8 protein-coding genes and 1 pseudogene are annotated in these 13,294 nt (G+C 61.3%); 4 read left to right on the forward strand and 5 right to left on the reverse strand.

What is annotated here, in order from left to right; translation table 11 throughout:
• Positions 1 to 6: 6 nt before the first annotated feature.
• The 3 genes and pseudogenes from C8D99_RS03720 to C8D99_RS03730 all read right to left on the reverse strand — a co-directional run bounded on the left by C8D99_RS03720 (position 7) and on the right by C8D99_RS03730 (position 4,565).
• Positions 7 to 726: a B3/B4 domain-containing protein gene (locus tag C8D99_RS03720; RefSeq protein WP_166669989.1), complete on the reverse strand. Its 720-nt coding sequence runs from the start codon at positions 724 to 726 to the stop codon at positions 7 to 9.
• Between the two features lie 250 nt (positions 727 to 976).
• Positions 977 to 2,194, reverse strand: a pseudogene (locus tag C8D99_RS03725) (amidohydrolase); the annotation flags it as partial.
• A 7-nt stretch (positions 2,195 to 2,201) separates the two neighbouring features.
• Positions 2,202 to 4,565: a methyl-accepting chemotaxis protein gene (locus C8D99_RS03730; RefSeq protein WP_166669990.1), complete on the reverse strand. Its 2,364-nt coding sequence runs from the start codon at positions 4,563 to 4,565 to the stop codon at positions 2,202 to 2,204.
• Positions 4,566 to 4,767: 202 nt separating this feature from the next.
• On the opposite strand from C8D99_RS03730, the gene C8D99_RS03735 reads away from it, so the two are divergent.
• The 4 genes from C8D99_RS03735 to aqpZ all read left to right on the forward strand — a co-directional run bounded on the left by C8D99_RS03735 (position 4,768) and on the right by aqpZ (position 11,056).
• Positions 4,768 to 5,943 carry a M20 metallopeptidase family protein gene (locus tag C8D99_RS03735; RefSeq protein WP_133956518.1) on the forward strand — a complete coding sequence of 392 codons (1,176 nt, stop codon included), beginning with the start codon at positions 4,768 to 4,770 and terminating at the stop codon, positions 5,941 to 5,943.
• Between the two features lie 5 nt (positions 5,944 to 5,948).
• Positions 5,949 to 6,881 (forward strand): pyridoxal-phosphate dependent enzyme, encoded by a 933-nt coding sequence (locus C8D99_RS03740; protein WP_133956520.1) that lies wholly within the window; start codon positions 5,949 to 5,951, stop codon positions 6,879 to 6,881.
• A 245-nt stretch (positions 6,882 to 7,126) separates the two neighbouring features.
• Positions 7,127 to 10,063, forward strand: a complete 2,937-nt coding sequence (locus C8D99_RS03745) for a hypothetical protein (protein WP_208321066.1) — start codon at positions 7,127 to 7,129, stop codon at positions 10,061 to 10,063.
• A 303-nt stretch (positions 10,064 to 10,366) separates the two neighbouring features.
• On the forward strand, positions 10,367 to 11,056 hold the full coding sequence (aqpZ, locus tag C8D99_RS03750) for an aquaporin Z (RefSeq protein WP_133956524.1): 690 nt from the start codon (positions 10,367 to 10,369) through the stop codon (positions 11,054 to 11,056).
• 121 nt (positions 11,057 to 11,177) lie between these two features.
• Here the strand turns inward: aqpZ and C8D99_RS03755 are convergent, their stop codons facing one another.
• Together C8D99_RS03755 and C8D99_RS03760 are read right to left on the reverse strand one after the other, a co-directional pair.
• Positions 11,178 to 12,842 (reverse strand): putative bifunctional diguanylate cyclase/phosphodiesterase, encoded by a 1,665-nt coding sequence (locus tag C8D99_RS03755; RefSeq protein WP_133956526.1) that lies wholly within the window; start codon positions 12,840 to 12,842, stop codon positions 11,178 to 11,180.
• A 256-nt stretch (positions 12,843 to 13,098) separates the two neighbouring features.
• Positions 13,099 to 13,293: a DVU_1557 family redox protein gene (locus C8D99_RS03760; RefSeq protein ID WP_133956528.1), complete on the reverse strand. Its 195-nt coding sequence runs from the start codon at positions 13,291 to 13,293 to the stop codon at positions 13,099 to 13,101.
• Between the last annotated feature and the right edge of the window lies 1 nt (position 13,294).

Consider the following 13,294-nt stretch of genomic DNA (forward strand, 5'->3'; position numbering starts at 1 on the left):
GCAGACTCAGAATTGCGACAGGCTCATCCGGGGCTGTGAAGCGCACAGGATCTCCCGGCGGAAGGTCCCGCCGCAGAAGCGCCCCACCAGTTCCTCAAGTTCGCCGCAGATCGTCTCCACTTCACTTCTCTCCACGGGCGGCAGGCCGTCCACGTTGAACTCGATGGACTTCGTCTCCGGCAGGGTGAGGGTGTGGTTCGCCTGGCGCCAGCTCCAGCGCCTCGTAAGCACCTTTTTTCCCTCGGTGAAGATGAACTCGCCGGGGAAGGGATGCTCTTCCTCCGTTTCGCCGAAGGGGACGAACACCTCGTCCCCCGTGGCCGCCAGGAGGGCGATGTCCTCCGTCACCTCGTCCAGGGAATGGCCCCCAGTGGGGACGAGATGGCGCAGGGACAGCACGTTGCCGATGTCCACCAGGGCGTTGATGGAGGGCAGCTCCTGCCCCTTCGCGACCCGCCGGGCCATGGCCTCGATGGAGGACCGGAATTCCGCGGGCTTCACGCCCGTCTTCCGAAAGGCCTCCCGCCAGGAGGCGATGCGGGGGTGCTCCGCAGGGTTGCCTGACCCGAGGGTTTCCCTCAGGGAAGCCTCGGCCTCCCGCAGCAGGGCGGTCAGTTCGTCCGTGGAAGGGCCGTTCCGCACGTCCCGGGCAACCACCACGCCCCGGACATAGTCCGGAAAGACAGAGAACACTTCGTCCGCTATGGTGTAAAAAATCTCCTTCATAAAAAAGCCTCCGTCCCTATCTGCCTGAATTGAGAGGCTTGGGATGGACATTGTCGGGGATGGCGCAGCGGTAGCTGTCGCCGTCCAGCCGGAGGCGGAGCTCCTCCTTCGCCCGTTCGATCAGGGGCGGGTCGTCCAGGAGGTCGGCGGCGGCAGCGGCAAGCACCTTGCCCGCGTGGAGCATCCCCTTGTGGGAGAGAGACACCCCTCCCGACGAGGTGATCTGCCAGGAATGGCCGGGAGTGTGGTTCGGCCAGGTGGCCACCCAGACCTGCCCCGTGGGCACGTTCCAGCTCACGTCCCCCACGTCGGTGGAGCCGGGCAGGACGAATTCGCTCTGCCCGTAGGGAAGGACCTCGTCGGCGAGAGGCCTCTCCCGGAGCCGCCGGGCTGCTTCCTTCCCGGCCTTTCCGCCGGGGGCGGAATACTGGTCGAGGTCCTGGCTCCGCTCCGACGGGGCGATCCCCTCGAAGATCTTCCGGGCGAACTCCCGGTCCTCCTCCGAATAGGCCGGCACCCCGAGTTCGGTGAAGTTCCTGTAGAGAACCTCCTCGAGAACACTGTTCTGGACCACGTTGGCGCAGGCCTTGATGAAGACGGTCTCCAGTTCCGTTCCCGTCATGAGGGCGGCGCCCCTGGCGATATCGTTCACCCGCTCGTAGATTTCCTGTACCTGGGGCGTCCGGGGAGCCCGCAGGAGGTAGAGCACTTCCGCCTTCGGCTGCACCACGTTGGGGGAAAACCCGCCGGAGTCCGTGATGGCGTAGTGCATCCGGGCCTCGGGGATCACATGCTCCCGGAGGTAGTTCACCCCGATGTTCATCAGCTCCACGGCATCCAGGGCGCTCCGCCCGAGATGGGGACAGGCCGCCGCGTGGGCGCTCACTCCCCGGAAGCGGTAGGCCACCTGGAAGTTCGCCAGGGAACTGAAGGGAAAGACGGCGTTCACCGACCCGGGATGCCACGTCAGCGCCGCGTCCACGTCGTCGAAAATCCCCGCCCTGGCCATGAAGGCCTTTCCCGAGCCGCCCTCCTCGCCGGGACAGCCGTAGTACCTGACCGTACCGCTCTTTCCCGAGGCTTTCAGGTAATCCCGGAAGGCCACCGCCGCCGCCAGGGCTCCGGCGCCGAGGTTGTTGTGGCCGCAGCCGTGGCCGTTGCCTCCCGGAACGAGGGGATCCTTTACCGTGGCCCCGTCACGCTGGCTGAGCCCGGAGAGGGCGTCGTACTCTCCGAGAAAGGCGATCACGGGGCTTCCCTGCCCCCAGGAACCGCAGAAGGCCGTTTCCAGCCCCGCCACGGGACGCTCCACGGCAAAGCCTTCCGCCTCCAGGGCTTCGCACAGGGCGTCCGCCGACTTGAACTCCACGAAGGCAGTTTCGGCGTATTCCCATACCTTCCTGTCCACGGCGATGAAACAGTCCCGTTTCTCTTCGATGATTCGTCCGAGGTCCTCTTTCCGCATCATGTCCTCCTCAAGTACGGGTCTTTTTCAGCAGCGTTTCAAGTCCCCTGATCACCGATCGGGAACTGTTTTCCAGCCTGGCGAACATCTGTTCCGCCGTCTTCCGGTCGCCCCTGGCGAAGGCCTCGGCGGCCTTCCGGGCAGCCTCGTGGACCTCCTTGTGGGGGTCGTCCATGGTCCTGTAGGCCGGGTCGTTTTTGAAGGGGTTGTCAGGGGAAAAATACCATTTTCCAAGGCGGCATTCCGTGTGGGTGTTCACATCCTCGGGCTTCACCTTGTCCAGCCCCTGGAGCATATTGCTTATACGCACCTTCCAGAGGAGGTGGTCCGACTTTGCTTTCTTTATCAGTTCCGCGTCGGGAAGCTTCAGTCCTGTGGCGGACTGTACCCGGAAGACCTTTACAGCATCGTTCAGCCTGGTCGCCATGGCGGTGAGCTCCTGGGTGCCCGCGCCGATGGTCTCCATGGAGGCCGTGGTCTCTTCCGTGGCGGCAGCCACCTGTTCCGCCCGGTCGGCGGTACTTTTTATCACGTCGTTCATGGACGCGATGAGGGCTATGATCTTCTCGGAACTCGCCACTTCCTCGTCGGTGATGGAAACGATCCCGCTGACCGCATGCTCCGTGCTTTCAGTGGCGGACAGGATATCGTCCAGGGCCTTCCCGGCGCCGTTGACCACGGATACGCCCCGGTCCACCTCGGACCGGCTGCCCCGGATTCCCTCCACCGCCGCCGTCGTATTTTCCGCGATCTTCTGCACGAGCTGGGCCACCTCGGCCGCCCCCTTGTTCGACTGCTCGGCCAGGATCCGCACCTCGTCGGCCACCACGGCAAACCCCCTGCCGGCCTCACCCGCCCGGGCCGCTTCGATGGCGGCGTTCAGGGCAAGGAGGTTCGTCTGCCGTGCGATGCCCGTGATGGTATCCGTGATGGTGGTGATCTGCCGGGAATAGTCGTTCAGGGTATCCATGCGGCCTTCAGTCTCTTCGGTGAGGGCCTTGATCCTGTCCATGGCCTCCACCGCATGGAGGACAGTGTCCCGGCCCTTCCGGGCGGTCTCCAGGGTGACGGTCGAGCTGTCCAGGGCATCCTTGCCCTTCTGCTGGGCCATCTGGATCAGGGAAGAAAGTTCGAGGAGCACCTGGTTCGTCTCGAGGGAAGATGAGCTGCCCTTCTCCGCCAGCCCGGACACCTCGGCGATGTTTACCGCCACGTCCTGAGCGGTGTGGGACACCTCCGACGCCGAGGCGGAAATCTCCTCCGATGCGGCCGCCAGCTCTTCCGAAGCCTTCCGGACCCGCTCCACCGTGTCGGACTGCCTTTGAACCATCTGGTTGAAGGTGGCGGTAAGCTCCGATATTTCATCGTCGGCGCCGATCTCGCCGTAGACCGTGAGGTCCCCGGATCCGGCCGCCGCCATGAGCCCTCTCAGACCCTGGAGCGGACGGGCAAGGGAGCGGGCAAAAAACCAGCCCGCCAGCAGCACGACAGCAAGCGCACCGATGGTCGTCCCGGCGATGGCTTTCCCGTTCGAAAGCAGGGCCGCGGCGGCCCCTTCCCTGGAAAGGGACACGGAGATCAGGCCGATGACCGTTCCCTTTGCTCCCATGAGAGGAGCGAAGGACGTGACGTGCGAGGCTCCGAGGAAGGGATCCGTCCCGAGGACAGGGGATGAGAGATCCTTCAGCAGGCTTTCCGCTTCAGGAACCGCTCCGAGGAGGCGCTTCCCGTCCTCTCCCTGAAGAGTGGATGCCACCCGCTCCGTCCCGAGGAAGAGGGAAACTTCTCCGCGGAACATGGCCTTCGCCTGGTCCACCATGGAGTTCTGGCTTGCCACGTACCCCGCCGACACCGCCCCCAGCAGCGCGCCGCCGGAATCCCTGACGGGAGCCCCCGCCCGCACCGAGAGCTTTACGACCCGGCCCTCCTCGATGCCGACGAAGGCGTTTCCGTCAAGGGCCTGCCGGATGTTCTCCTGGTTGGAGATAGAATCGTCGGGGCCGGGAACGACGTCGGGCTGGTGGGCCCGGATGAGGGTCTTCCCCCTGGGATCCGTGACTACAAGGTACTCCAGTTCACCGTTCTTCATCAGGTCCACGGTCACCTTCCGCAGGCCGTCGAACTCGCCCTTTTTCATTGCATCGGCCAGCAGGGGGTTGGAAGCGACATTCTTCACATGGGCCAGGGCCTGTGTTTTATAGTTCTCCAGCAGGCGGGCCACATTCGCCGCATCAGCCAGTGCATTGCGCTCCATGTCGGACTCGAAACTCCTTCCGGTCACCCAGATGCCCGCAGCGGCCACCACCACGATGGAAAATAGAGACAGCCCCCCCAGGAACAGCATCATCTTCGCTCTCAGGCTTTTCACTCTCATGCACATCTCTCCCTATTCACAGGAATAATGATCTTCGACATTTGATTCTACCTTCCCTTTCGTCCCTTTTCTCCGGAACCCTCTTCCGGCAGAGCGATTTTTCTCAGTTCCGCAGTTCTTCTCTTTTGAAAACTTCTTCTTTCCTATGGTATCATCCCCCCTAAGCGGACACCAGTCTGCGGAGAAAAAGGAGATGATGGCCATGTTCGACGTAAAGAAGAAAGCGCAGGAAATGAACGACCGGATCATCCAGTGGAGGCGCACTCTCCACGCCACCCCGGAAATAGGCTTCAACACCCCCGTCACTGAGAAATTCATCGTCGACGAACTCGAAAAAATAGGCGTGGACGAAATCCGCCATGGAAACGGCATGCGGGGAATCGTGGCCCTCATCAAGGGAGGCAGGCCGGGAAAGGTACTCGGCATCCGGGCAGATTACGATGCCCTCAACATGACCGAGGACACGGGGCTTCCCTTCGCCGCCACCAACGGCAACATGCACGCCTGCGGCCATGACGCCCATGCCGCCATACTCCTGGGCACGGCGAAGCTCCTCACGGAGTGCAGGGACGAGCTCCAGGGCACCATAAAGCTTCTCTTCCAGCCCTCCGAGGAGGACGGGAAGGGCGCCCCCGCCATGATCGAGGACGGCGTGTTCGAGAATCCCGCCATGGACGGGATCATCGGCCTCCACACGGGGAACCTCTGGAAGGGCTTCATGCCCGGCGAGGCGGGATACCGCTTCGGCGCCCTCATGGCCGCCGCCGACTGGTTCACCGTCACCTTCGAGGGCAAGGGCGGCCACGGAGCCACCCCCCATCTTACCGTGGACCCCGTCGCCATGGCCTGCCAGGCGGTCAACCTGCTCCAGCTCGTGGTCAGCCGTGAGACGAGCCCCCTGGATTCCGCCGTCGTTACGGTGGGCACCATCCAGGGCGGCACCATGCCCAACATCATCGCCCCGAGCTGCACCATCAGCGGCACCATCCGCTCCCTCTCGCCCGAGACGAGGAAAAACCTCGAGACACGGCTGAAGGGCATCTGCACCGACGTGGCGGAGGCCCTCCGGGGCAAGGCGTCCGTCTCCTTCAGGTACGGGCCTCCCCCCCTCATCAACGACCGCGGGATGACGGAGAAAATGAAGGCCGCCATGGAAGACATCCTGGGGACAGAGGCGGTACACGAGGTGGAAGAACCCACCATGGGCGGAGAGGACATGGCCTTCTTCCAGGAAAAAGTGCCGGGCTCCTTCTTCTTCCTGCCCGCGAATTACGGCGATGAGCGGGACTACCCCCACCACCACCCCAAGTTCAACCTGAACGAAAGCGTCTTCTGGATCGGCCCGGCAGTCATGGCGAAGTACGCCCTCACCTGGTAGTAGCCATGGCGCTGCACCGGGAAACCCCGCTCCTGGAATCCGTCCCCCTGGGCGCCGCCTCGGGGCGGAGGGTGTTTTTGAAAATGGAGAACATGCAGCCCGCCGGATCCTTCAAGCTGCGGGGGATCGGGCGGGTCTGCGAGGAAGCCGCCCGCGCCGGGGCGACGCGGTTCATCTCCCCCTCGGGAGGCAACGCCGGCTACGCCGCCGCCTGGGCCGGAAGGGAACTTGGCGTATGCACCACCGTCATCGTCCCGGTGACCACTTCGGAAGAAGCGAAGAACGCCATCGCCGCCCTCGGGGCTGAGGTGCTCGTCTCCGGGGAGAGCTGGAAGGAGTCCAACGAACTTGCCCTGAAGATGGCCGGGGAGGATCCGAAATCGAAATACATCCATGCCTTCGACGACCCCGTCATGTGGGACGGCCATGGAACCCTCATGGACGAGGCGGCGAAGCAGGGGCCGAAGCCCGGCGCGGTCGTACTCTCCGTGGGAGGGGGCGGCCTGCTCTGCGGCGTGGTCGCCGGAATGGACCGCAACGGATGGGGCGATGTGCCGGTGCTCGCCTGCGAAACCGAGGGAGCGGCATCCTTCGCCGCCGCCGTGGCGGCAGGGGAGATCGTGGAACTGGAGGGCATATCCTCCGTGGCCACCTCTCTGGGGGCGAGGGCAGTGGCCCCCCACGCCCTCGAAATCTGCCGGGACCACAGGATCATACCTTATGTCGTACCCGATGAAGCGGCCGTCTCTGCCTGCGGGCGGTTCCTCGACGACCACCGGGTCCTCGTGGAGCCAGCCTGCGGTGTCTCCCTTTCCGCCATCTACGACAATACGCCCCTCCTCGGAGACGCCGGCACCGTCCTCGTGGTGGTCTGCGGAGGCATCGGGATCAGCGCGGCCAAGCTCAGGGACCTGGAGGCCCGGTTCGGCCTTTCCTGAGAGTTCCAATACCAGTCCTCTAACGGCGGGGTTTTCTCCGGAACACCGGGGAGACCCCGCTTTTTTTTGTTTTTAGAATTCATCCGGCCTGAAAATATTTCAAAATTTGGATTTTTATAATATTATGATACCCGGTGAATTTCCATCTCTGTTTTCCGTGGTACGCCTCAATTTTGTTCAAGGAGGGGAATTCAGTGAATACAGAAGGAAAAACCGGCCCTCCCCAGTTGTCTGCACCGGCGGTAATGTTCTGCCTGCTGCTTTTCTTCCTTGCCTCACCCCTCTCCCTGCCGTCCTGCGCCGTGCCCCGGGACGGGCGCCAGTACCGCATCCTGGGGGACATCACCGTCGAGGCGGACAGCATCGTGCAATCCGGCCCGAACTATGTTGCGGCAGGGAACATCACGCTGGCAGTCAACCGGGCCGAACCTGTCCTTTCCGTCGGCGATCCGCCGGGCGGAGCGGCATCTCTCTACTTCGACCCCGGAGGCATCCGACTCTGGACGGAGAGCCCGGTCCTGCTCGGAGCACTGGGCATGAGGCGTCACTCCCAATCGACGCCGAAACTCTGGAACCTCTACCGGGGAAACATCCGCATCGACAGCACAACGACCGATCCCGTCACGGAGGCTGTTCAGATAACGGTCAGCGGCGGTGAATCCACGTTCGATCCGCTCTTCGGCCTTCCTTTCGCCTATGTGGATGATCCTCCCGTATTCTCTGTAACGAAAAACTCCGTCGCACTTCCCGATGTGCAGGGAAGCATTCCGGCCCTCGGCCTGCCCTTCCCCGTCCAGCAGGGGATGATCCTCTCCAGGGAAGGCTCCTCCATGCCGCCCCTCCACTTCAACACCCTCAGTGCCCCTCTGTCGACGATCAGCGTCAGGAAATACGGCTGGCCCATTCCCGACTTCACGGTGGACATCGACTTTCTTCAGCTTGATTTTGAAATGTCCGGTTTCATCACTATTCCCGGCCAGATCGAGACATTTTCCGGAGGAAAGGGCGAAGGAGGCCTGGGTTTCGCCTTCGGCTTCAAACTTGATCCTTTCTGCATCAACACCATCGGCGGTTCCCTGGAACTCACCGAATCACATCTCTGCATCCTTCCTATGACCCAGTACAACCCCGTCGCCGCAGAATGGAACGCTCTCGGGTTTAAAATAAGCGACATCTGCGATCCCTCAAAGCTCAGCATCCAGGGGAATATAGGATTCCACCTCGTGGACATCGCGTACGCCCTCGACAAATTCGCCGCGGTCACGGGGCTCAACCTTCTCGAAGGCAACGTGGCCTTCACGCTGGCTCCGGCAGGCGGAGCCGCATTCTCCGGCGATGTTGCGCTGCTCCACTACCTCCCTCTCGGCGACGCGAGGATCTCCATAGGATGGGGGCACCCCGGGCTCTCCCTGGAGGGTAATGTTTACTGGTGGGGCGGTCTTTTTCACGGTGTCCATAAGGGATCGCTCTCCTATCTGAACGAAAAAATCGAGCAGACATTCATAACGGAGGGAAGGATCGAAATCCCGGGAAACATACCCCTGATCGGGGGATATCAGTTCGCGAACGTCAGCGCGGAAGGGCTGCTTCGAGGTTCTCAGTCCGGAATAGAAAAAGCGTGGCTGGGGGCCCGGGTCTCCTTTCACGTGGTATTTTTCGACTACAGTGTTTCTGTGGGAATCGATTTCACAAATCCAGCCCATCCGGCATTCTATGTAAACGGCATCCGCGTTCCGTTCAGCGTATCAGCGGCAGCCACGGAAGAAATTACCCGGCAGACAGTCCTGCTCGACGAGACGGTCCCCTTCGCGTATTTCGTTGTCCGGAGCGAAAAAGGAATACCCAGGGCCAACCTCATTTTTCCGGACGGCACGGAACATCCGTGGGAAACGACGCCGACCTTCGGCCCGGGAGAGAATCCTCCTTCAGCCCCCGTATGCCGCAGAGAAAACCATGCCATCAGTGAGAGCTATTTCCTCGTCGGTCAGCCTTCACCAGGCAGGTACTCCCTTGAGATAGAAAACGCTCAGGAACTTGGAACGTTCGATATTCAGCTCATCCTTCCGGACAACCCGCCGGAAGTTGCCTTCACGGGACTGCGGGAGGCAATAACCTGGAACGGACCCCCCCTCCCCGTAGAATGGACCGTGAGCGACGATTTCCACCCGTCGCCGAAGGTATCCCTGTATTACGGCACAAAAGAGGACGGTTCGGACATGCGGCTTCTCTCGAACGATCCTGAAGACAGCGGAATTTACCACTGGGATATCGGGGCGATGCACATCCCCACGGGAACATACAGACTCTTTGCCGCCGCCTCCGATGAAAACAACCCCCGAACCATCATCCGGAGCGCCGGCACCGTGACGGTCCGCCATCCGGACGCCCCGCCGGCTCCTGTCCTTGCCCCCGCCGATGTCTCTCCCGGCGACGGATTCGTGGAACTACTGTGGAATCCCGTGGAAGGAGCGCGGGAGTACATCGTGGAACTCCACGACGACCGGAACGGGGTCGCGGAAATCCATCGTGTGAGGAGCGTCCTCTTCTCGGACAGGGACCCGGTATCGGGCCGGCATTCAGCCGTTATCGAGGGACTGCGCAACGGCAAGATGTACGGCATTTCGCTCATCGCGCGAAATGAAGGAGGTATCGAGAGCCTGCGCGGTAATACCGTCAATTTCCTTCCGAACGGCCCCTTTGGGACTTCCGGCAATCCGGACCTCCTTTTCGACGGAAGCGGAACGATCCTTACCCAGGGTGACAACGGAGTATGTGCCGTTACCGCCGTAATACGAAACGCAGGAGAATTTCCGAGCGCGGAAGGATCCGTCGCTATCCATCCCGGAACACTGACCCACGGGACGCTGTTTCAATCCGTTCCGCTTCCCCCCATCGAACCCGGCGGCACAGCCACCGTCCGCTGCGAATTCCCCCTGTCCAGGCTTGCGCAGGCACCTGTCTTCAACGGGAAAAAGGCAGTGTTTCTCTGCCTCGGAGATGTTTTTCCCGCAGAACTGAACCGGTCAAACAACGTGATCGTCAGGTACCTTCCCGCAGAAACGGGCGGAAGCGGCGGATGCGTCCTGTTTTCTGATACCGGCATCTTCCATGGTCTGCTGTTGTTTCTGCCCCTTTGCCTGCTTACCGGGATAAAGTGCGGAAACCGAAAAAAGCGAGGATAGGCTTGATAACTGGCAGAACAAACATCACGTCACCACGGGGTTTTCTCCGGAACACCGGGGAGACCCCGCTTTTTTTGAACATCCCTTCATAAAACCATTCTTCATAATTCAGCATACAACAGAATTAAAACGCATAAACGGGCAAAAAGGAGACTCCCTCTTCGCACAGTGAAGCTTTTGACCCGGAAAACACCCTTCATAACCATCCTGCACCTTTGACAATCCTGTCGAATGAATCGTATGGTTCTATAATAATTTTTAATATCAAAATCACCATCAGGCACTACCAAAGGAGATGGGAAAATGAACAGGTACGGAGCGGAATTTTTCGGCACCTTCTGGCTCGTTCTCGGAGGATGCGGCAGCGCAGTGCTCGCGGCGGCCTTCCCGAACGTGGGAATCGGCCTTCTCGGCGTCTCCCTGGCCTTCGGTCTTACGGTGGTGACCATGGCCTACGCCATCGGCCATATTTCCGGCTGCCACCTCAACCCGGCGGTCTCCATCGGCCTCTGGGCCGGCGGCCGCTTTCCCGCGTCCCAGGTCATCCCCTACATCGTCGCCCAGGTCCTCGGGGCAGTGGCGGCAGGAGCGGTCCTCTTCTTCATCGCAAGCGGGAAGACCGGTTTTGACGTGACAGCAGGTTTTGCCACCAACGGCTACGGCGAGCATTCTCCGGGAGGCTACTCCATGATGGCCGCCCTCGTCACCGAAGTGGTGATGACCATGATGTTCCTCATCATCATCCTCGGCGCCACCGACAAGCGGGCCCCCCAGGGATTCGCGCCCCTGGCCATCGGACTCGCCCTGACCCTGATCCACCTCATCAGCATCCCCGTGACCAATACCTCCGTGAACCCTGCCCGGAGCACCGGTGTGGCGGTCTTCCAGGGAGGATGGGCCATTTCCGAGCTGTGGCTCTTCTGGGCCGCCCCCATCGCCGGAGCGATCCTCGGGGCCATCGTCTACCGCATGATCAGCCAGGAAAATTCCTGACGAAGGCCGAAGGATACAGGAACAAAAACGGCACTCCCGGCCTTTGGCCGGGGGTGCCGTTTTTACGCTCTTTCTTCTCTATATAGAGTTGCGCGTCCGGGCCACAGAGACGCGCGGATGATCAGCCGTTCATTGCTCTGCTGAAAAACCAGCCGCGGAAATCTTCTTCGGAAAGGGGCGGTGAAACACCGTATCCCTGGGCGATGTCGCAGCCCATCTCCCGGAGCATCTCAAAGGTCTCCTCCGACTCGACCCCCTCCACCACCACCTCCATCCCCAAGGCGTGGGCGAGGCGAACCGCAGCGTCGATAATGTGCCGGGCCCCGTCGTCCGAGCGGAGATTCCGGACAAAAGACTGGTCCACCTTGATCACCGTGGCCGGGAAACGGGAAAGATACTGCAGGGAGGAGTATCCCGTGCCGAAATCGTCTATGGATATGACCACCCGTACGTCGGAAAAGCGCTTCAGCAGTTCGATTGCCTGCTGCGGATCCTCCATGATGGCGCTTTCGGTTATTTCCAGCTCGAGGCTTTCTCCGTCAAGGCCCCTTCGGGTGAGGGCTTCGAGAATCATCTCGCCGAACCGGGGTGACGTGAGATCCCTGGCCGACACGTTCACAGCGAGCGAGAGGATGATCCCCTCCTCCCTCCACCGGACAACCTGGTCCAGGGCCGCATTAACCACCCACTCCGTGAGAGCGTTCATCAGGTTGCTCTTCTCCGCCTGGGGGACAAAAGAGCCCGGGTACACCAGCCCCCGGACGGGGTGCATCCACCGCAGCAGGGATTCCGCCCCCACCACACGGCCGTCTCCCATGGAAACTTTCGGTTGGTAGTGAAGAAGCAGCTCCCCCTTCTCCATGGCGCCCTTCAGTGCCCCGAGCATCTCCAGGTTTTCCGCGATGGTTCCGTCAAGCTCACTGTCATAGAGCAGGCTTTCCTCTCCCTTTCGTCCCGCGGTATGGGCGGCGATATCCGCCTTCCGGAGCACGGAGTGGCCGTCCTCACCGTTTTTCTCGAGCATTACGCAGCCTGTGACCGCCTCCACGTGAAGGGACATGTCCGGCAGAACGAAAGGTTCCTTCATGGCCGCAGAGATCCGGTCCATCTCTTCTCTGGCTTCATCCGGTCCTCTGCAGGGCAGGATGACCGACAGCTCCCTGGGCTGAGGGCTGAAAACGGGGGTCCCGTGCGGGAAGAGCGACAGGAGCCGGTCGTGCATCTGCACCATTATCTCGTCGGAAATCCGGACTCCGAAAGTGGCCCCCACCTCCATGAGGTTTTCGGCAAAAACGGCGAAAAGGGCGGAAGAAGTCGTTCCAGCTACCCCGCCTTCCCTGCCGGATGCCTCGATGTATTCCATGAGAGCGACCCTGTTGGGAAGACGGGTGAAGGGGTCATGCCGGGCAAGCCATTCGTTCTCCCTGAGCTGGAGCCGGAGCATTTCCACCGCAACCCCGTTGAACAGGCCGATCAGGGTAAACAGACCCGTCCGGTAGACCCAGTTCAGCAGAAGCTGGGGCTCGCCGGTGGCTGTTTCGATGGGCATGAAGGGGCCGAGGACAACCCCGCCGGCCAGACCGGCAAGAACGCCCCCCCGGGCACCGAAAATGAACCCCGCCAGGAGAATGGGGATGTACATGGAATGGGAGTAAACGTACTTGATACCCCCCGTTGCAAGGACAAGGACGTAAACTCCGAGGTTCAGGGCGGCGAGAAACAGTATCATGAGTGCTGTGTTCCTGAAGTGCCTTTCAAGCCAGCGGAAAAATGCGGACAGAGACATGATGCCGGTCACCTCCTCCTTCGGGAAGCCAGGACACACCTAAAACGACACAAAAATTCTGTCAAATCACAAGAGCATACTATCATCAAGAATGGGTTTGGAGAAGAGGATAGGAAGGACCGTTTCGGGGCACTTTTTCCAAAGGGAACGGATTCCGGAAAAAAGGGATGAGCCCGGCGGAGTTCCGGGCTCATCCCTTCACTGCAGCCGGGCAGCGAACGCCGTTTTGCAGGAGTGCGTTTTTTCGGGAAATCCGCTACTTGTCCTCCAGTATGGTCTCGACTTCGGCCATCCGCCCCCTGGCCAGGCTTTCCGGAATGAACACCTGCCCGCACGACGGGCACCGGAGCACCTCCGTGCGGAAGGCGTGGCACAAGTAGCTGAACTGTGTCGGGGCCGGCACCATTTCCACTCCGCATGTACCGCACACGAGTTTTGTTTTTTCTTCCATG

This window comes from Aminivibrio pyruvatiphilus, assembly GCF_004366815.1.
Taxonomy (GTDB): Bacteria; Synergistota; Synergistia; order Synergistales; family Aminobacteriaceae; genus Aminivibrio; species Aminivibrio pyruvatiphilus.

Coding starts and splice junctions, on each gene's coding strand:
- C8D99_RS03720 (WP_166669989.1), bottom strand. CDS start 726: ATGAAGGAGATTTTTTACACCATAGCGGACGAAGTGTTCTCTGTCTTT.
- C8D99_RS03730 (WP_166669990.1), bottom strand. CDS start 4,565: ATGAGAGTGAAAAGCCTGAGAGCGAAGATGATGCTGTTCCTGGGGGGG.
- C8D99_RS03735 (WP_133956518.1), top strand. CDS start 4,768: ATGTTCGACGTAAAGAAGAAAGCGCAGGAAATGAACGACCGGATCATC.
- C8D99_RS03740 (WP_133956520.1), top strand. CDS start 5,949: ATGGCGCTGCACCGGGAAACCCCGCTCCTGGAATCCGTCCCCCTGGGC.
- C8D99_RS03745 (WP_208321066.1), top strand. CDS start 7,127: ATGTTCTGCCTGCTGCTTTTCTTCCTTGCCTCACCCCTCTCCCTGCCG.
- aqpZ (WP_133956524.1), top strand. CDS start 10,367: ATGAACAGGTACGGAGCGGAATTTTTCGGCACCTTCTGGCTCGTTCTC.
- C8D99_RS03755 (WP_133956526.1), bottom strand. CDS start 12,842: ATGTCTCTGTCCGCATTTTTCCGCTGGCTTGAAAGGCACTTCAGGAAC.
- C8D99_RS03760 (WP_133956528.1), bottom strand. CDS start 13,293: ATGGAAGAAAAAACAAAACTCGTGTGCGGTACATGCGGAGTGGAAATG.